This window comes from Nesterenkonia natronophila, assembly GCF_003595215.1.
In the GTDB taxonomy this organism is placed as follows: domain Bacteria; phylum Actinomycetota; class Actinomycetes; order Actinomycetales; family Micrococcaceae; genus Nesterenkonia; species Nesterenkonia natronophila.
The window spans coordinates 801851-820720 of the sequence record NZ_QYZP01000001.1 but is presented as its reverse complement, the minus strand read 5'-3'; the positions used below and the strand labels follow the sequence as shown (position 1 = coordinate 820720).

Genomic DNA, 18870 nt, shown 5'->3' with positions numbered 1-18870 from the left:
GCCCTCCTTGGCGATACGCGTCCCAGCCTACAGCCCGCCCCAAGGTGACAGGTGGTCCGGACGCGGTCCTTGAGGGACTAGTCTTTCGCCATGACACGATTCGAAGATGACCGCGAGCAGCCCGAGGACGCATCCTCCGTGAGCGAGTACCTCAACCATGTGCTCGCAGAGTGTGGGGAGGACACCTCCGGGGAAATCTCTGAGGACATCCCCGCCCCAGGCGCCACGGACCCCGCGCTGCACGCCCTGGCTCTGGTCACCGCCGACGGTTCCGAATACGGCGCCGGGGATGACGAGCATTACTTCACCATCCAATCCATCTCCAAACCTTTCGTCTATGCCCTAGCCCTGGATGACTCCGGACTGGAACGAGTCCATGAGTCCGTAGGAACCGAACCCTCCGGGGAGGCGTTCAACGAGCTCTCCTTGGAAGGCGGCACGGGCCGGCCGCTGAACCCTATGATCAACGCCGGGGCCATCGTGACCCACCAACTGGTCAACCCACAGCCGACCGACTCCAAGAACAACGGCCAGCACACCACCTCACAAAGCCCGGACGTCCAAACTCGCACCGCCAGAATCGTGGAAGGCCTCAGCGCGTTCGCCGGGCGGGATCTGAAGGTGGATCATGAGCTGGCTGAGGACGAATACAGCAAGGACTACCGCAACCTTGCCATCGCGCACATGCTCAAGACCCACGACGTCCTCGCGACCGAACCCGAAGAGGCGGTCCGCGGCTACACCGACCAGTGCTGCGTGCTGGTCACCGTCAGGGACCTCGCGCGCATGGCCGCCACCTTGGCCAACAACGGCGTCCACCCCGAAACCGGTGAGCGCGTAGTGTCCGAAGGTGCCGCCCGCCGGACCCTGAGCGTGATGGCCACCTGCGGGATGTATGACGGCTCCGGCCGCTGGCTCGCTCGGATCGGGATCCCCGCCAAATCCGGAATCTCCGGGGGGATCATCGGGGTCCTTCCCGGTCAGGTAGGACTGGCCTCCTTCGCCCCGCGGTTGGATGACGAGGGCAACAGCATCCAGGGCGTGGAGATGTTTGCGCGCCTGTGTGCCGATCTGGGGCTCCACCTGATGGCCAGCGAGCGCCGCGACGTCGCCCAGTGGCTCAAAGACCTCTCAGACGACAGCGCCGAAGCGGAGATCCCCACAGGTGGTTAACCTCCCACCCAGCTGACGGGGTTCCGGATGCCCTCGCCGGTGACGTCGTCGCGATGCTCTGGAAGTGAGTCAGCGTCCCGGGCGATCCCGTAAGTGTGGGCGAAAGCGTCGATATCCGCCACAGTCAGCGACTCCGGCAGATCCCGGTGCGAGCCGACGCTCTCCAGCGCATGCCGGTAACGCAGCGGATGACCGGCGTCCAAGGGGAAGGTCTTGGGGTTCATGCCGATGGCCCCTCCCCGGGTGCTCGCGTGCCGCGTGGCCAGCTCCTCCCACTCGGAGAGCTCCACCAACCCCGGCGAGCGCACCCCGTTGGAGAACAGACTGACCAGGATCTCCGCATACTCCTCTGTACTCTCCAAGTACTCAGAAAGCACCTTGAAACTGGGCCGCATGTGGAACCTGTTCCAGAACGGCACCGAACCGGTGGCAATCGTGACTTCCGGATCCAGCATGGTGTATGTCTGGGCCAGCAGCCGGTTGTCCTCCCAGCCCAGCCGACGGTACCAGTCGCGGAAGAACTCAGCGATGAACGCTGAGGCGTCCTGCGGCTCATTCTGATACAGGCGACGCCGCTGCCACCCGTTGTGGCGTGCCACGTCGTCCAGTTCCTCTGCTAGGGCGGGGTCGAACCCCCATTCACCGTCCGGCAGCCGTCCCGTGGCGGCTGGAGCGTCCCATTTTCGGTGCGCTGAGCCCTCCGTCCGAAGAAAGTCGCTGAGCCGCTGACTGCCGGTGAAATACTCCTCCTCCAGCAGCCCACCCAGGCACCCCAGCTGGAAGAAGCTGCGTTCGCCGGTCTGGGTCACCCGCCAGGTGCGGGTGTTCTCCAATGTGATGATGTGGCCACCAGGTGCCAGACGGTCCCGGAGAAACTCCTGGTAAACCGGGCCAAGCCCTGCGCGCTTGAGCCTGAAGAAGGCGACCTTCTCCATCATGGGCCGGTCCTGAGCGGGGTCATGCATGTGGTAGACGGAGATACGCGGATTGTTCTCCGCAATCTCGCGCGCCGTCGGGGCCCAGCGCTGCAGAGCGTGCTTCGGATCATCGGGAGCCGGGTCAGCGTCCTTAACCGCCACTAGGGTTGTCTGCGGCAGGAATGGGATTCCCAGGGCGGCGGCTAGGAAGAACGCCGCCCCCGAGACTGCCCCGATCATGACCGCGGGGTAGGTCTCCCGTCCTGTGCGCTCCGCGGAATACTCGTCCACCACCCATTGATCAATGGCGTCGACGTCGATCTCGCTGACCTTATTCTGCCGCAACGCTGCGCTGCGCCCGGCCACTTCGAAAGCTTTTTTCTGCAGCTTCTGCGGCATCAGACTCACCACATCCGCCGCAGCTTTGGACGACGGCACGCCACTCATGACTGGCGTCTTAGTCCCACCAAGAAAGCCCGCCACGATGCGCACCGCGGTGACCGACGATTCCATATCCGCGACGAGGAACTTACCGTGCTTCCCGTCTGGCTTAGCGCGATGTTCCGCTGTCTCTCCGCTCATGATTCCCCCTGCTCTGGCTGAAGTCACCCGGTCTGGCCGCCGCCGTTGGCCGACCACCGGAAGAAGGGTAGGGACCTGGTTCAGGGTCTCTTCGATTCTTGATCAGCGGCCCGCCGTGTGATTAAGCTTATGTCAACGGGTTCAAGCAGCGGACTCTCAGATTCTGACGTTAAAGCGAAGTCATGTCCTCCACGCTGCCCAGTCATCCTGACGCCCACACCCTCTCCCCATCCGGTTCCCTGGAACGCGAAGCGCCGGCCGGCCTGCAGATCGCCGACCTGATGAGATCGCTTGAACCGACCATTGAGGCCACGCGCTCGTTACGCGAGACCGCGGACCGAATCGCCCAGAGTGATGAGGGCTTCGCAGTGGTGACCCTCAATGAGGATGTCATCGGGATCATCTCCGCCGAAGACGTACTCACTGCCGCGCAGACTGACCCGACCGGGTGGCAAACCCAGCCGAGCACATTGGCGATCGCTTCGAACCAGACACGATTGTCTCCCCACTACCCCGTGGAGGAAGTTCTGCACGAATACCGCGCCAGGGGCATCCGGCCCTTACTGGTCTTCGACGAGGAGACACCAGTCGGCCTGATACGACCCGCCGAGGTGCGGACGTGGTGCCTGGAGAACCACACCGCACCCTGGGACGATCTCGCGTGCCAGAAAGTGTTGCGCGAGGCAGACCCTGGGGAGGACGACGCCTCATGAGCACCACACAAGCTGGCTCGCCTCAGCCTCCGCTGCCACCCGACCGCGCGACCGACGCACAAGGACAAAGGACACCCAGCGCAAACTCCACCGTGCGTGATGCTCTCGTGCCTCTGAATGGTCACGTTTTGGCTTCTGAGGGAGTCGAGACCGCCCTGCAGCGTATGAGAACTGCCGGCGTGGAGTATCTCGTCATCACCGATCCAGAGGACGGTCCCCTAAGCCTGATTACTCGTGAAGATACCGAGCAACTCCAGTCCAAACACCCCGATCTCTGGTCGGCTATGAGGTGTGGCAACGTGGTGGTCGCGCCCTCCCGCTTCCTACAGGCTGATGAGGGCTTGGGTGCCGCTGCCGAGGTGCTCAAGAGCGAAGGGGTTCGGCCTCTTCTGGTCGTTGACGGCGAGGACATTGTCGGCGCTTTGGAACCCACTGCAGTTTTCCAATGGTGTGCTGAACACCGACCCGCGGTCCTGGACGAACTAGCTCAACTGGCCCGGGACTCGGAGCCCAACGGTCAGCAGTAACTACTCAGCGCGTGACAGACGGGCGTCGAGAACCACCAGGACTGCCACCACCGCCGCGCCGACGGCAGCGACGCCCAAGGCCGGACCCAGCAGCTCGTCAGGGGCCAGGAGGCCACGGTCTGATGTCTGCCAGGGCCACAGGGTCCGCAGCGCGCCCAACATGACGCCTGCCAGGACCACCATGGTCACCGTGTGATAGCGATCCAGCAGCCATTTCAGGCCCTTCACAATGCTCACCATGCCCAGAGCGGCGCCTGCGAAGAACACTCCCAGGTACCCGGCGTCCAGGTCCCTTGCAGCGCTGATTGTCGGTTCGTAGAGTCCAAAGGTCAGCAGCAGGAAAGAGCCTGACAACCCGGGCAGCAACAGCGCCGAGACGGCCAGTGCCGCTGCCGGCAGAACCAGCCACCAGTGCGGCTGAACCACCCCCGGTGGAAGCGACACCACAAGGAACGTCACTGCCACAGCCACCGCCCCCAACGCCCAATGCCGTGGGCTCAACGATCCACCGGCAGAGCGCCGCGCCATTCGGAACGGCACAGCAATCGATACCACGACCATGCCGAAGAACGCAGCGCGGGTCAGTTGGGGATAAGTCTCCACCCAGTCGCCGATGAACTGCACCGCCGTGAACAGTCCGATGATCATTCCGATCACCACAGGAATGATGACCCGCCAGTGGACGTAGGAAAGGTGCGCCCACATGCTGTTCACTCGGTCTGGTCCGGTGACTAGCACGCGAATGGCTGAGACGACCGCGGAGGCAGAGTCGATCAACTGCCGATAGATCCCTGTGACGAGGGCCACGGTGCCCCCGGAGACGCCGGGGACGGTTTCCACCACCCCGATCAGGGCACCGCGGATGACGTTGCCCGGCACGGATGTGGGGCGATCAATTGGTGCGGCAGGGACCTGGTGTTGGTGGTTAGGGGCGTGAGTCACGGGTGAAGCTTACCGTCCCGCGGAACATATCCGGAGCGCACACAAACGTGGGACGCTGCCTGTTAAGCAACGTCCCACCTGAAGCTTGAGATTCACTTCTTCTTGGAGCTCTTCTCCAGCTGTGACAGGGCCAGACCCAGGCCGAAGAACGTAGGGGCCCAGTGTCCAACAAAGATTCCCCAGCGGTCAGCCTGCGGCTTGGAGTCCTTGCTGACCATCCGGGACAGCATCCAGCTTCCTACGGACAGCCCCACCGACACTAGGCCGGCGTTGTAGGCGTGGTTGGAACGTACACCGAGATCGTGCAAAGTCGTCAGCATGTTACTCCTTGTGATTATTTTGCGCTTCCAATGCTCATCTCTACTGAGCATGTAGCCTCAGTCTGGCCAACGGGGCCTGGCATAGACCGAACAGCATCTGGCCGTTTGCTCAAAGTATGGAGCTCTTTTCGGGCTGGTTACACCGGTTCCAGAGTGTCGGGATCTACCGCCTGGAAACGGACCTCCGCCCCGGGCGGCAGCTGCGCCGCCAGTCCCAGGTCCTCCCGGACCACGACGCCGATCACCGGGTACCCACCGGTGACTGGGTGGTCAGCTAAGAACAGCACAGGATCCCCAGATCCGGGAACCTGGATGGCGCCACGTACCATCGGCTCGCTGGGCAGCTCCTCCGTGTGGTTCCGGGGAATCGCCGGCGCGGGCGCGTCCTCACCTGCAGAGAGTCGCAGACCGATTCGGTTCGAATCCTCTGTGACGGTCCAAGTCAGTGACCGTAGAGCGTCCAGTCCCGGATTGCTGTGCCTGCCTGCGAACCACTCGTCCCGGGGCCCGGCCACAAACCGCAGCCGGGTGCGGCCCTCCACCTCCGGCAGGGGGGTCCGCGCCACATCAGCGATCCCCACAAACCCGGAAGGCACCCCCACCAGCGCGAAAGTGTCCCCTGCACTCACCGGAGCCGGACCCAGACCTGAGAGCAGGTCTGTGGCGACGCTACCCAGAACCGCGTCTGCTGCCAGCCCTCCAGAGAACGCCACATAGTTTCGGATGCCCCGCTGAGGCACACCGAGGCGCAGCCGCTCCCCTGGGTACATCAGAAATGGTGCTCGCAGCGGAACCTCGCGCACCCGTTCGGTCTCCTGACCCCCGGCCTCGCTGCGCTGAGCAGCCCCGGTGCCGTTGAGCGCCATATTGGATGTCTCTGGGGCGGCCGGGGTCGCCACCTGGAGTGAGGTCTCCGCGCCGGTGACCGCGAGCACCGAAATGTGCCGAACTCCCAGCTCAAGGCCCCCGAAAAGGACCTCTAACCCGGCAGCGGAATCATCATTGCCCACCAGCTCATTGGCCTGGCGCAGCGCCGGCACATCTGCCGCCCCGGAGCGGGGCACCCCCAGACCGCTCCGTCCGGGACGGCCCAAGTCCTGCAGCAGCGTCTGCGGACCGGTGCTGAGCACATCCACCACCACATCCCCGGCTGGCACATAGCTGCGCCTCCGGGCAGGGTCCGGAGCAGCGGTGACCGTGATCTGTTCAGCCACCGGCACATAGCTGACCGAATCCCCGGGGCGGATCAACACCGGCTCGGGTCTGTTCAGGTCCCACATCACAGCGTCGGTGGTGCCGATCAGCTGCCATCCGCCGGGACTGCTGCGCGGGTAGACGGCGGAGAACTCACCGGCTAGCGCTACGGTCCCGGCCGGCACCTCAGTGCGCGGAGAGCTCAGCCTCGGCACTTGGAACGGTTGTTCGGCCTTTCGTAACCGTCGGCGGGTGGCCACTGCTTCAGGCAGGCAATAGGTGAATCCGGGAGCGAAACCGGCAAAACCGCCCACCCAGGAGGTGGAGGTGTGCCAATCGATGAGTCCCTGGCGGCTCATGCCCAGGTGTTCCGCCAGCGTTTCCAAGTCGGCGCCATCGTAATGGACGCGGATCTCTACCTCGCGTCCCTCTCCCACACCGCCGGGCCGTGTCCGAATCCGGCGCAGCTGTTTGGCCGCCTCCTGGGTGTGGTGGCGGGTACGGAAGACCACCAGCACAGTTCGGGCCGCGGGGACCGCCTCCACCTGTCCAGCCAGCGGCTTGCTGATGAGCTGCCGGTGAAAGGCCAGCACCTCAGCGGGGGTGGTGAAATCGGCCAGCAGGGCACGTTGCCCGGCGGCCCGCACGGCCTCGGGCATCAGGCGAAGCTCACAATTTTGGCCCCCGCGCCCGAGAGCGCAGCCCGTACCGACTCTGCCATGGCCACGGCGCCGGGGGTGTCTCCGTGCAGGCAGATACTTTCGGCATCCATGTGCAGCACAGTGCCATCTGTAGCGATGATGGTGCCCTCCTCGACAAACCGCTGCATCGCTTCCACCACGGCGGGCACCTCAGTGATCACCGCCCCTGGCGAGCGCCGCGAAACCAAAGTGCCGTCGGGGTTGTAGCTGCGGTCAGCGAAGACTTCTCTGAATGTGGCGAAGCCACGCTCAGCCGCCAAGTCATGAGCTAGGGCACCTGGGGCCAACAGCAGCGGAAGTTGCCGCCCGCTGACCTCAGCAAACAGGGTGAGGGCCTCCACCAGGGCTGTCGCGTGAGGTGTGTGAGTGTGCGAGGCGTGGTAAAACGCACCATGGGGTTTGACGTAGCGGACCCGCTCCCCTGCCGCGACAGCCATGCCATCTAAGGCACAGAGCTGGTAGTACACATCAGAGGTGAGCTCTTCGAGGGCAGCGTCCACAAACCGGCGGCCGAAACCGGTCAGGTCCCGGTAGGCCACATGGGCGCCTATGGCCACCCCAGCACGAGCGGCACTGACAGTGGTGGTCCGCATGGTCTCGGGGTCCCCGGCATGGAAACCACAGGCTATATTGGCTGATGAGACCTGAGCGAGCATCGCGGCGTCCTCGCCCATGCTCCAGGCCCCAAAAGCCTCGCCGAGATCGGCGTTGAGGTCGATGCGAAGATCTCCGACCACTGCCACCCCCTCGTGAAAGAATCAACTGTGTGAATCAGGATACGAAAGAACCGCTGCTGAGCTGGAACTTCATCCTGGCGATCTTGATCAACCTGGCCATCACCACCGCCTTCTTCATCCTAGTCACTGGGATGGCAGTCTATGCGGCCACCGAGTTCGGTGCAGGCCAGACTGCGGCAGGCTTCGCTGCCAGCGCCTTCGTGATCGGCGCACTCGGCGCCCGGTTCTTTGCCGGGAAGTACGTCAACACTCTCGGCCGCAAACCGATCCTGGTGATCTGCCTCGGTCTATTCACCCTGGCTGGCATTCTCTACCTGTGGGTCGATTCCTACCAGTGGCTGATCGTGCTGCGCATTGTGCACGGGATAGCTCTGGGTTTCGGGCAGACTGCCCTGACCGCTGCGGTGTTCGACATCATTCCCCGGGCACGGCGCGGGGAAGGTTCCGGCTACTACCTGTTGGCCAACTCGCTGCCCCCAGCCCTGGGTCCTCTGGCCGCGATTCAACTCACCGAACGCTACGGGTTCGACGGCATGTTCTACGCTGTGATGGTCGTCTCGGCAGTCTCCTTCCTCTGCGCCTGCCTGGTCAACACCCCTGAGGTCAAGCGCCGCGGCACACCTATGCGGGATCGGCTGCGGCTGCGCCCCTCAGATGTGATCGAACCGCGGGCTTTCTCGATCGCGCTGGTGGCGACCCTGCTGGGGCTGACCTTCGCCGCGGTGATGACGTTCCTCAACGGGTTCGCCCAGTCCATCGGCATGTCCGACGGCGCCAGCCTCTACTTCGTGGTCTACGCCACCACTATGCTGGTGGTGCGCCTATTCATGGGCAGAGTCCAGGACCGCTACGGGGATAACCCGGTGGTCATCCCCGCCCTATGCGCGTTCGCGGTCTCCATGGTGCTGCTGGCCTGGTCGCCCAACCAGGGCGTGATGGTCGCCTCCGGGGTGCTGGCCGGGTTCGGGTTCGGTTCCCTGCTGCCGGCCATTCAGGCGATCATCGCCTCCAAACTGCGCACTTACCGAATCAGCATCGGCATCTCCACCTTCTTCATCATGATGGACCTGGGTTTCGGGCTCGCGCCCCTGTTATTGGGCCCACTGGTGGATCTGTGGGGCTTCCACGTGATGTACGCCGGATGCGCCGGCGTGGTGGTCGTCTCGATCATCCTCTACTGGATGGTGCATGGGAAGTTCGGCGTCAAGCAAGGAGTGGCCCGGCGCCACACGCACAACTGGGTCAATGACGCCACCGGCGTGATGCCGCGTATCCCACCGAAAACCGACGACGACGGCGACGCAGCCCCCAGCGCCAAGACCCCCACCGTATAAGGCGCTTTAGGAGTCGAGGTACTCGCGATGAGGGGACACGGCGCGAGAGCACCGGGGGTTAGGGCACCTGAAGTTGGCTGTTTGGCAGGTCGGTGATCAGCATATGTCCAGGAGCGTGGCTGATGGCCAGCTCTGGGGAAGACTGCATCACAGCCGCCTGGGGTGTGACCCCGCAGGCCCAGAAGACCGGGATCCATCCCTCCGGGATGTGCACCGGAGAACCGAAGTCAGGAGCCTGAAGATCGCTGATGCCCAGACCTTCCGGGGCTCCGATATGCACCGGGGCCCCGTGCACCCCTGGGTAGCGGGAGGTGATGCGCACCGCCGTGGCAATGCTCTCCGGCGGAAATGGCCGCATCGAGACAACCAACGGTCCGGAGAGCGTTCCCGCCGACTGGCATTGCCTATCCGTGCGGTACATCGGCACGTTTGTGCCTTGGTCAATATGGGCCACCGGCAGACCTGCCTCCAGCAAAGGTGCTTCAAACGTGAAGCTGCAGCCAATGAGGAACGCGACCAGATCCTCCCGCCACACGTCGATGACGTGATCCGGCTCTGCCACCAGCTCACCGTTCTTGTAGACCCGGTAGGCAGGGATGTCGGTGCGGATGTCCCCGCCGGTCAGGAGCTCTGAGCTGTGCTGACCTGCCTCCAGGACCCCTAACACCGGGCAGGACTTGGGGTTGCGCTGGGCGAAGAGCAACATATCGAAGGCCTGTTCCCGAGGAACTGCGATGAGATTGGCCTGCGCGTAGCCTGCACTGTAACCGGTGGTGGGACGGCGCAGCCCCTTACGGAACAGAGCCCGGGCCTGCTCTGGGGTGGTCTCGGCGGGGGCGGGGTGGTCCGTGGTGTTCATTCTCATCCGCCCTGCCAGAGCTCGGCGATGCCGGTGAGGGAGTTCAGACCCATGTAGATGGTCAACAGCCAGATCAGCGTGCCAGCGATCAGCAGCCACTTGGGATAGGCGTAGCCTCCCAGCAGCGTACCGCGCTTGAACCATGCGGCGATGAGGATCACGGCGAAGCCCAGCGGCAGCACCACACCGTTGAAGGCGCCGGCCATGATCAGCAGAGTGGCCGGAGCCTGACCCAGGACAAGGAAGATCCCACAGGTGAGGACCAGGAAGCCGACGAAAAGCCAGGAGCGCAGCCGGGCGGAGGTCTTTTGGGTGGTGATGAACGAGACCGAGGTGTAGGTCGCTCCCAGGATGGAGGTCATCGCGGCAACCCAGAAGGCGATACCGAAGACTCGCAACCCCCATTCACCGAGCACCAGCAAGAAGGCTGAGGCGGCCACGTTCTCCTGTCCGGTCTGCTCGATCTGAGTAACGGAGTAGGTAGAGACGACTCCGAGGATCGCCAGGAAGAGCAGGTACCGGATGACGCTGGCCACGATGATGCCCATTACGGAGGCCTTGGCGATAGTCTTGGCGTTCTTTGGGCCGGTGTGACCGGAGGCGATCACCCGGTGCGCCCCGGCGTAGGTAATGTAACCGCCGACCGTGCCGCCGATCAGCGTGGTGGTGACGAAGAAGAAGGTGCCCAGGCCCTCTCCCTCGGGAAGAACGGGCACAAAGGTCTGGGCAGCGGCTTCGGCGACCGGCGGGGAAGTGGCGATCGCCATGTAGGCCATCAGCAGAATGAGGACCGCGCCGCAGAGCACGACAATCCGGTCCAAGGCCACCCCGGCCTTTTTGGAGAGGAAGATCGCAATAGCCAGAGCCACCGAGATCGCTCCGCCCCATTGCGGGTCGAGGTCCATCATGGCGTTCATGCCCATACCGGCGCCGGCGATGTTGCCGACATTGAACACGATCCCGCCGAAGAAGATCAGCACGGCCAGCGCCCAGCCGACTCCCGGAAAGATCTTATTGCCCAGTTCCTGGGCGTAGAGCCCAGAGACGCCGAGGGTGCGCCAAACGTTCATCTGGATGGCGATGTCCACAATCACGGAGATCAGGATGGCTGCAGCGAAGGCCGAACCCAGCTGCAGAGTGAACTCGGAGGTTTGGGTGATGAACCCTGGGCCTACCGCAGAGACCGCCATGAGGAACATCGCCCCGAGCATCGCGGTGCGCCGGGTGGCGAGGAAGGTGGGTCCCGAGGGTTTGGATTTCTTCTCCGGCGTGGCCTCCCCCGAGGCGTCTTCCCGAGTCTCGGCGCTGGGTTTTCCTGGCACAGTATGCTCCTCGATGGTGAGTCCGTGGCGAGTGTTGGTGTGACGTAGCCTACGGTTGTTGAACAATCTACACAAGGGGATTGTGCAACAAAGTGGCTCCGGCGGTGCATGGCTCCGCGTGGAGCTGGCTACGTCTTCAGGCGCCGCAGGAGGTCTTGTTCAGCACTGAGCAGGTAGTTGACCAGGTGTTCTTCGGCTTCCTCACGTCTATTCCGGCTGAGGAGCTCGGCCAGTTTCACATTCCCCGCGACATACGCCGCATGGAAGTCCGGATCCCCCAGCCGCCCGGCGAAGACCAACCGCATCCTTGCGAGGACCTTGCTCATCAGCTCATCGAGCATGGAGCTGCGGGCCTGGGCCACCAGGCGCTGGTGAAACTCCTGATTGGCTTGGCCCATCGCGAGCACATCGCCAGCCTCGCGGGCGCGCTCAGCGCCCCGGGTGATCTGGATCAGCTGCTGGGTCGCCTCCGGGGGGAAGACAGTGGTCCGCACCGCCCCGGTCTCCAGGATGAGCCGAATGCGGTAGATCTCCCGGACATCTTCACTGGTGGGGACGTGCACAAAGACCCCACGATTGGGCCGGCGGTCCACCAGCCCGTCCGCTGACAGCATCTGGAACGCGCTGCGCAGCGTATGCCTGGAGACCCCCAGGCGAGTGGTGATCTTGACCTCTGGGAGTTTGGTGCCGGGCAGAATCTGACCTGCCGAGATCGCGCGACGCAGCACGTCGGCGACACGCACAGGCACATAGGCGTGGTCCGCTGCTTCCAGTGGTGCCAGCCATTGGTCCCAGATGTCAGTCGCGGCAGCTGGTGGGTCAGAGGCGAGGTCCTGAGGGGTGAAGCTGGGCATAAACCCAATCTAGTCGATGGTGCCTAGGCGCTGACCTGCGGTGACCTGCTCTCCCGGTTCTACCTCTGCCCGGGAGAACACGCCCGCAGCAGGGGCGGTGAGGGTGGATTCCATCTTCATCGCTTCCAGAACCGCCAGGGCGTCACCGGCCGACACTTTCTGCCCGTGCTCGGACTCCCAACGCACTAGGGTGCCTGCGAATCCTGCTGTGACAACGCCGTCGTTCTCCGCTGCGGAGCTGGTGTCCTCCTGCGCCGGGGCAGCAGCGCCCAGCAGAGTTCTCAGCGCGGCCGGAATGCCTAAGGAGACAGGTTTGCCCTCAATTTCCAGGGTGATCCGCTGCAAGGAGTGCTCCCGGTGGCGCAGCGCGGAGGCCAGGTGCGCAGACTCCTCCAGGGTCGCGGCGAAATCAGTCTCGATCCACCGGGTGTGCACACCGAATCGTTCCGCGTCCTGGACCCCGGACTCGCCCTCGGCCCGGAAATCTGCGGCCTGAAGTACCTCGCGGTGAAAGGGCAGCACGGTGGGCAGGCCCGCGATGCGCATCTCCGCAAGAGCCAGCTCCGCCCGAGCCAAGGCGGAGGAGCGGTCTGGCGCGGTAACGATGACTTTGGCAAACATGGAGTCGAATGCTCCGGAGACCTCATCACCGCTGCGCACTCCGGTGTCCACGCGGACGCCGGGGCCGGTCGGTGGTGAAAAGGTTTCGACCGGCCCCGGCGTGGGCAGAAAGCCCAGCGCTGGGTCTTCGGCATTGATACGGAACTCGATGGCGTGGCCGGTGGGTTCGGGGTCGCTGGTGATGCTCAGAGGCTGACCCTCAGCGATGCGCAGCTGCTCAGCGACCAGATCCACCCCAGTCGTCTCCTCGGTGACTGGATGCTCCACCTGCAACCGGGTGTTGACCTCGAGGAAGGTCAGCAGCCCGTCAGGACTCAGCAGGTACTCTACGGTCCCGGCCCCCGTGTAACCGGACTGCACAGCAATGGCCCGCGCAGACTCGTGGACGGTACGACGCTGCTCGTCAGTCAGGAACGGTGCGGGAGCCTCCTCCACCAGCTTCTGGTTGCGGCGCTGCAGTGAACAGTCCCGGGTGCCGACCACCACCACGTTGCCATGGGTGTCGGCCAGCACCTGCGCCTCGATGTGCCGGGGCTTATCGAGGAATCGTTCCACGTAGCACTCCCCAGCCCCGAAGGCTGCCTCGGCTTCTCTCACTGCGGCTGCGTAGCCTGAATCCACCTCCTCCAGCTGGCGAATCACGCGCATGCCGCGGCCTCCGCCGCCGTGGGCGGCCTTGACGGCGACCGGCAGCCCGTGCTCTTCCACGAAGGCGCGGACCTCATCACCGCCCGCCACCGGTCCTTCAGTGCCGGGGACCAGGGGGGCGCCAGCGGCGACAGCCAGCTCGCGTGCGGTGACCTTGTTGCCCAGCTTCCGGATTGTCTCCGGGTCGGGACCGATCCAAGTCAGCCCCGCGTCTCTGACCTCCTGGGCGAAACCGGCATGCTCGGAGAGAAAACCGTAGCCGGGGTGGACAGCGTCGGCGCCGGTCTTCTTAGCGGCCTGGAGCAGCGCTTCACTGTTCAGATAGGTCTCGGAGGCAGCCGATCCTGGGAGCGCCACGGCCTCATCGGCGAGCTCCACGTGGAGGGAGTCGAGGTCCTGGTCGGCGTAGACAGCCACTGTGGCGTAGCCGGCGGTACGGGCGCTGCGGATGATTCGCACCGCGATCTCTCCGCGGTTGGCGATGAGAACCTTCTTCACGAGGGAACCTCCGAGTCACAGGGGGTAAACGGGTCAGGGTCTTCCAGCAGGCGGACGATGTCGCCGGGACGCAACTGGGCGGCAGCTGGCAGGTCTTCAGGCAGGAGGACGCCAATGACGGGATACCCACCGGTGACCGGGTGGTCATTGAGGAAGAGCACCGGGTTGCCTGAAGGGGGCATCTGCAGGGAACCGCGAGCCACGCCTTCGCTGGGCAGTTCCTCAGTACGGGTCCGCTGCAGGGGGCGGGCTGCTGTGCCCGGGGAGTCAACGGGCTCGAGCCGGAGACCTACCCGGTTGGATTCCTGGGTGACCTGCCACAACTGGATGGTGAGACGGCGCTGCTCCGCCATGGCGAACCAGTCCTCCCGGGGTCCATAGGTGAAGCGGAGGGTGAAGCTGCCGTCCTCCCCCGCTGAAATCAGCGTAGTTGGCTCCGCCACACCCACCGCCGCGCAGGCAGAGGTGTCATCTGCAGTGATACTGTCACCAATCTGCAGCGGCGCCGGGCCGAGCCCGGACATCGTGTCACTGCTGAGACTCCCCAGCTCAGGCTGCCCAGCGACTCCCCCGCGCAGACCCACTATTGCCCGCAGACCACGGGTAGTAGGTCCGATCCGCAGCTGCTCACCGGCGGTCAACGCAAAGGGCTCGCACATGCGTGCATGGCGGGTGTGTTCATCGTCTGCGGCGATGGTCAGTTCAACTACGGCCCCAGTAACGGCCAGGACTGCAGTGCGGGCGGCATTGAGCACAACTCCGCCCATCAGTGACTCCAGTACAGGAGCACCTTCTGAGTTGCCCACCAGCCGGTTCGCCTGGCGGGCGGCGGCCTCGTCGGCCACTCCGGCACGGGAGACCCCGAGGTCGCTGTATCCGGGCCGTCCGAGATCCTGGATAAGCAGCTGCATCCCTGGATCCTCTACGGTCAGTGGCGGAGTCAGGGAGGAGTCAGGAGGGTTGGCTGAGTCATTCGAGGTTGCGGCATCCTGCTGCGGTGCGGGGTGGTTTTCTGATTCGGCGCTGAGGGTGAGCTTCTCCGCGGACACCGGGACATAGACCACAGTATCCCCAGGTGAGACCAATGCCGGGTCCGCACGATCCAGGTCCCACATATCGGCTGAGGTCCGCCCGATGAGCTGCCAACCACCCGGTGAGACGCGCGGGTAGACCGCAGAGAAGTCCCCGGCGACAGCCACCGACCTCTCCGGCACCGCCGTGCGGGGTGAGGAACGGCGGGGAATCGGCTGGGTGCTCTCAGCGGGGGTGCAGTAGGTGAACCCAGGAGCAAATCCGCCGAAGGCCCCGACCCACTGCTGGCCGGAGTGCCATTGGATGAATGCCTCAGTACTCATCCCCAGGGTCTCAGCGAGTTCAGCAAGGTCTTCGCCGTCATAGACCACTTGAAGCTTCTTTAGCTCCCGCCCCCCGGTGGAGAACTCAAGGTCTGTTAACGCGTCAGTGTGCTGGTGGGCAGCGCGGACATGGTCTCGGTGACCAAAGGTGAGCATAATCGTCCGGGCAGCGGCCACGGCGTCGACCTGCCCCGGCATCGGGTGGGTTTTGAGATGCTGGTGGACGGCGAGCACGTCATCGAGAGTCTCCAGCTCCAGCAGAAGGCCGAGCCGACCGGCGGGTCGAATGCCGGTAATCATCCGGCGAAGCTGCGAATCTCGATACCGGCACCTATGAGGGCGTCGCGGACCGCACGGGCCATCTGAACCGAGCCCTGCGTGTCGCCATGTGTGCAGATGCTTTCGGCCTCTGTCTCTATACGAGTACCGTCGTGTGCGATGAGGACGCCATCCTGAGCCAGCCGGAGCATGTTCTCCACTACCTGGTTGACGTCCTCGAGGACCGAACCCTCCTGGCGACGCGAGGTCAGAGATCCGTCCGGGTTGTAGGCCCGGTCGGCGAAGGCCTCAGCCACTCCACGCAGACCCTGGTCGCGGGCGTATTCCAGAGCATGACCCCCGGGAAGCAGGAGTACCGGAAGGTCCGGGTTGTATTCGGCGATGGTGTCGATCACGGCTTTGGCCTGATCTTGGTGCGTCACGATGGTGTTGTAGAGCGCACCGTGCGGCTTCACGTAGCTGATGCGGGAGCCAGCGGCCCGGGCCATGGCTTCCAGAGCACCAAGCTGGTAGAGAATGTCAGCGGAGAGTTCATTGAGGTCATAGTCGATGAACCGCCGCCCGAACCCGGCCAGGTCGCGGTAACCGATGTGAGCGCCGATCGCCACCCCGTTTTTCGCCGCTGCGGCTGCGGTGGATCGAATGGTTATGGGATCGCCGGCGTGCAACCCGCAGGCGATATTCGCGCTGGAGACCACCTCGACCATCTGCTGATCCGGCACCTGCCAATTGCCGAAGGATTCACCGACGTCGCTGTTGAGATCAATGACTGCATTCACTTCAAAGCACCTTCCTGCTGGAGAGAATCACGCTCACCCCTAGCATGCCGTAGGTCACATGATTGTTCAACAATATGCGATTGGTGGTTTTCTGGGAACGGCATCCCCAACTAGAGTCAGTCCATGGCGACCCCCGCAGTCATAGTCTTCGACGTCAACGAGACACTGTCCGATATGGCGCCGCTTGCTAGTCGATTCGCGGACATCGGAGCGCCCCGGCACCTGGCGAGACTGTGGTTCGCCCAGCTGCTGCGCGACGGTTTCGCCCTTGCCGCCACCGGAGAGAACGTAGGTTTCGCCGACATCGGCACAGAGATGCTGCGCGAGGTGCTGCAGGACGTTCCCCTGGACAGGGGAATCGAAGATGCTGTCAGCCACGTCATGGAGGGCATAGGGGAACTCGGTGTGCACCCGGACGTGCCGGGCGGGATCCAGACGCTGGACTCTGCAGGGTTCAGGTTGGTCACGCTGAGCAACGGGGCCGCGCAAGTCGCGCAGACGCTCTTCGCACGGGCTGGGATCGGCGAGAACTTCGAGCGGCTGCTCTCCGTCGAGCAAGCACCCGCCTGGAAGCCAGCGCGCTCCGCCTATGAGCACGCGGCTCGGCAGTGCGGGGTCAGTGCCGAGGAGATGATGCTGGTGGCCGTCCATCCGTGGGACATCCATGGCGCCGCCCGCGCAGGTCTCAGCACCGCATGGATCAATCGGGGCGACGGGCGCTGGCCCCGCTACTTCGCGGCACCCGACATCACCGCCGGCTCCGTGGAGGAACTCGCGAATATGCTGACGGGGCACCAGGATCCGGGTGCCGACGAGGCGCGGCGTTAGGAGTTTCTCCGCCTGAGATCCGTCTCCGCCTGAGAGTGCTGCTGCAAGAACCGGTAGACCTCGGTGGTGTCCACGCCAGGGAATGCGCCCTCCGGCATGGCGGCCAGCAGGTGGGTGTTGGCCCGGGAGGCCGGCCATGCGTGACCGTCCCACACCTCGGCCAGACCCGCAGGCGGGATCCGGCAGCAGGTGGGATCATCCGGGCAGCGCGAGACCGATCGAGACTGGGTGTCCTTGCCGCGGAACCACTTGGCGTGCTCAAACGGGACCCCGATGGACAGCGAGTACACGCCCGAGGAATGCCCCTCGGTGCGAGCGGTGCACCAGAAGGTCCCGGACGGGGTGTCGGTGTACTGGTTGAAGGAGCGGAACTTGTCTTTGACGTCGAAGACCTGACGCGAGGTCCACTCGCGGCAGATCGTCTGACCCTCGATGGCTCCGGAGTGGTCTGCCGGGAAGCTGACGCCGTCGTTCTCATACGCCTTGTGAATGATCCCGGACTCATGCACCTTCTGGAAGTGGCACGTGATCCCCAAGTGCTCGGTAGCCAGATTGGTGAACCGGTGGGCTGCGGACTCATAGGAGACCGCGAACGCGTCACGCAGGTCCTCGATCGCCAGCTCCTTGGCGCTCTTGGCTGTGGCGAGGAACTCGACCGCCGGCTTCTCCGGCATCAGCAGGGCCGCGGCGAAGTAATTGGTGTAGACCCGCTGGCGCAGGAACTCTGAGTAGTCGCGGGGCTCAGTGTGGCCCAGCACATGGTGGCCCAGGGCTTGGAGCAGCACCGACCGCGAGTCCCAGTCCCGGGAACGGCCCTGGGTCAGATAGATAATCTTGTTGAGCTGATCGGTCACCGACCGGGTGGAGTTGGGAAGATTCGGCACAAACCGGATGGAAAACCCCAGCTGCTCCGCAATCCGGGCCGCGATGTGGTGCCCCAACGGGCCGGAGGTGTAGCCGACTCTCTCCAGCAGCTCAGCAGCTTGGGCTTCAATCTCCGGGTAGTAGTTGTTGCGGGACTTCATCTCCTCGCGCAGTTCCGTATTGGCTCGCCGGGCCTCCTCCGGGGTGGCGGCCTGCTCCTCCAGTCGGCGCTTGAGCTCGCGCTGCAGCGCCACCAGTGACTCCAGGACATCCATCGGCAGCCGGTTGGAGATCCGCACCGTGGGCAGCCCCAGGGCGGCGTAGAGCGGCCCCCGCTGGGTCTTTTCCAGCTCTATCTCCAAACCAGCCCGCTTCGACGGCGGCTCAGCACCCATCAGGTGCTCCATCCCCACACCCAGTGCTCTGCTCAGCTGCTGAAGTTGGGAGAGCTTAGGCTCGCGCTTGCCGTTCTCCAGGAGCGAGAGCTGGCTGGGAGCGGTGCCGACCTTCTCTGCCAAGTCATCTAGGGTCATGCCCTGTTTCTTCCGCAGATGACGAACCCTGCGTCCCAGGGCAATGAGGTCCAGGGCGTCGTCGTTCTCTTCTGGGGCGAGCTCAGGTGCGCGCATGGAGCAAGTGTAGGTCAGAAACATCTGCTCAGCGGGGCTCTAGTTAAGCGTGATATAGAGCACATTCATGAGGGTTTGGTATCTTGAGTATCTACGATGCACTTGCACAGGAAGTTTTGAGGGTTGTCAGTTAGCGAAAATAATCACGTCAACGCGGTCAGTGTGCAGAATGTTTACAAGGCATTCGGCAGACG

At 64.1% G+C, this 18870-nt stretch carries 17 protein-coding genes; 5 read left to right on the top strand and 12 right to left on the bottom strand.

The genetic code is table 11. The features are described from left to right. Window positions 1-90: 90 nt before the first annotated feature. Entirely contained in the window at window positions 91-1173 is a 1083-nt protein-coding gene (glsA, locus tag D3250_RS03880) for a glutaminase A (RefSeq protein ID WP_119901999.1), read from the top strand. Here glsA and D3250_RS03875 read toward each other — a convergent pair. Beyond that, entirely contained in the window at window positions 1170-2672 is a 1503-nt protein-coding gene (locus D3250_RS03875; protein ID WP_119901998.1) for a hypothetical protein, read from the bottom strand. The genes glsA and D3250_RS03875 overlap by 4 nt on opposite strands. A 182-nt stretch (window positions 2673-2854) precedes the next feature. Here D3250_RS03875 and D3250_RS03870 point away from each other — a divergent pair, with 182 nt between their 5' ends. Together D3250_RS03870 and D3250_RS03865 are read left to right on the top strand one after the other, a co-directional pair. Further along, window positions 2855-3385 carry a CBS domain-containing protein gene (locus D3250_RS03870; RefSeq protein WP_119901997.1) on the top strand — a complete coding sequence of 177 codons (531 nt, stop codon included), beginning with the start codon at window positions 2855-2857 and terminating at the stop codon, window positions 3383-3385. After that, window positions 3382-3912 carry a CBS domain-containing protein gene (locus D3250_RS03865; protein WP_119901996.1) on the top strand — a complete coding sequence of 177 codons (531 nt, stop codon included), beginning with the start codon at window positions 3382-3384 and terminating at the stop codon, window positions 3910-3912. Before D3250_RS03870 ends, D3250_RS03865 begins: the two co-directional genes overlap by 4 nt. Here the strand turns inward: D3250_RS03865 and D3250_RS03860 are convergent, their stop codons facing one another. The 4 genes from D3250_RS03860 to D3250_RS03845 form a co-directional block, all read right to left on the bottom strand. Continuing rightward, window positions 3913-4854, bottom strand: coding sequence for a DUF368 domain-containing protein (locus D3250_RS03860; RefSeq protein ID WP_119901995.1), 942 nt, complete (start codon window positions 4852-4854; stop codon window positions 3913-3915). It abuts the gene before it with no gap. Between the two features lie 92 nt (window positions 4855-4946). Beyond that, on the bottom strand, window positions 4947-5174 hold the full coding sequence (locus D3250_RS03855; protein ID WP_119901994.1) for a hypothetical protein: 228 nt from the start codon (window positions 5172-5174) through the stop codon (window positions 4947-4949). 137 nt (window positions 5175-5311) lie between these two features. Beyond that, window positions 5312-7027, bottom strand: a complete 1716-nt coding sequence (locus tag D3250_RS03850) for a 5-oxoprolinase subunit B/C family protein (RefSeq protein ID WP_119901993.1) — start codon at window positions 7025-7027, stop codon at window positions 5312-5314. Beyond that, complete coding sequence (locus D3250_RS03845) at window positions 7027-7806, bottom strand: LamB/YcsF family protein (RefSeq protein WP_119901992.1); 780 nt, start codon at window positions 7804-7806, stop codon at window positions 7027-7029. The genes D3250_RS03850 and D3250_RS03845 overlap by 1 nt, the downstream gene beginning before the upstream one ends. A gap of 29 nt (window positions 7807-7835) precedes the next feature. Between D3250_RS03845 and D3250_RS03840 the strand changes: the two genes are divergently transcribed. Continuing rightward, a complete protein-coding gene (locus tag D3250_RS03840; RefSeq protein WP_158583061.1) occupies window positions 7836-9140 on the top strand; it encodes an MFS transporter in 1305 nt (434 codons plus the stop codon). Between the two features lie 58 nt (window positions 9141-9198). On the opposite strand, the gene D3250_RS03835 is transcribed toward D3250_RS03840, so the two are convergent. The 6 genes from D3250_RS03835 to D3250_RS03810 all read right to left on the bottom strand — a co-directional run bounded on the left by D3250_RS03835 (window position 9199) and on the right by D3250_RS03810 (window position 16355). Further along, window positions 9199-9999 carry a putative hydro-lyase gene (locus D3250_RS03835; RefSeq protein ID WP_119901990.1) on the bottom strand — a complete coding sequence of 267 codons (801 nt, stop codon included), beginning with the start codon at window positions 9997-9999 and terminating at the stop codon, window positions 9199-9201. A gap of 2 nt (window positions 10000-10001) precedes the next feature. Next, complete coding sequence (locus D3250_RS03830) at window positions 10002-11321, bottom strand: NRAMP family divalent metal transporter (protein WP_225973116.1); 1320 nt, start codon at window positions 11319-11321, stop codon at window positions 10002-10004. A gap of 128 nt (window positions 11322-11449) precedes the next feature. Continuing rightward, a complete protein-coding gene (locus tag D3250_RS03825) occupies window positions 11450-12175 on the bottom strand; it encodes a GntR family transcriptional regulator (RefSeq protein ID WP_119901989.1) in 726 nt (241 codons plus the stop codon). Window positions 12176-12184: 9 nt separating this feature from the next. Continuing rightward, window positions 12185-13942: an acetyl/propionyl/methylcrotonyl-CoA carboxylase subunit alpha gene (locus D3250_RS03820; protein ID WP_119901988.1), complete on the bottom strand. Its 1758-nt coding sequence runs from the start codon at window positions 13940-13942 to the stop codon at window positions 12185-12187. Beyond that, window positions 13939-15597: a 5-oxoprolinase subunit B/C family protein gene (locus D3250_RS03815; protein WP_119901987.1), complete on the bottom strand. Its 1659-nt coding sequence runs from the start codon at window positions 15595-15597 to the stop codon at window positions 13939-13941. The genes D3250_RS03820 and D3250_RS03815 overlap by 4 nt, the downstream gene beginning before the upstream one ends. Continuing rightward, the gene (locus D3250_RS03810) at window positions 15594-16355 is read right to left on the bottom strand and encodes a LamB/YcsF family protein (RefSeq protein ID WP_225973115.1); all 762 of its coding nucleotides are present in this window, start codon (window positions 16353-16355) and stop codon (window positions 15594-15596) included. Before D3250_RS03810 ends, D3250_RS03815 begins: the two co-directional genes overlap by 4 nt. A 123-nt stretch (window positions 16356-16478) precedes the next feature. Between D3250_RS03810 and D3250_RS03805 the strand changes: the two genes are divergently transcribed. Next, window positions 16479-17183: a haloacid dehalogenase type II gene (locus tag D3250_RS03805; protein WP_119901986.1), complete on the top strand. Its 705-nt coding sequence runs from the start codon at window positions 16479-16481 to the stop codon at window positions 17181-17183. Here the strand turns inward: D3250_RS03805 and D3250_RS03800 are convergent. After that, window positions 17180-18676 carry an XRE family transcriptional regulator gene (locus tag D3250_RS03800; protein WP_225973114.1) on the bottom strand — a complete coding sequence of 499 codons (1497 nt, stop codon included), beginning with the start codon at window positions 18674-18676 and terminating at the stop codon, window positions 17180-17182. The genes D3250_RS03805 and D3250_RS03800 overlap by 4 nt on opposite strands. Window positions 18677-18870: the final 194 nt, after the last annotated feature.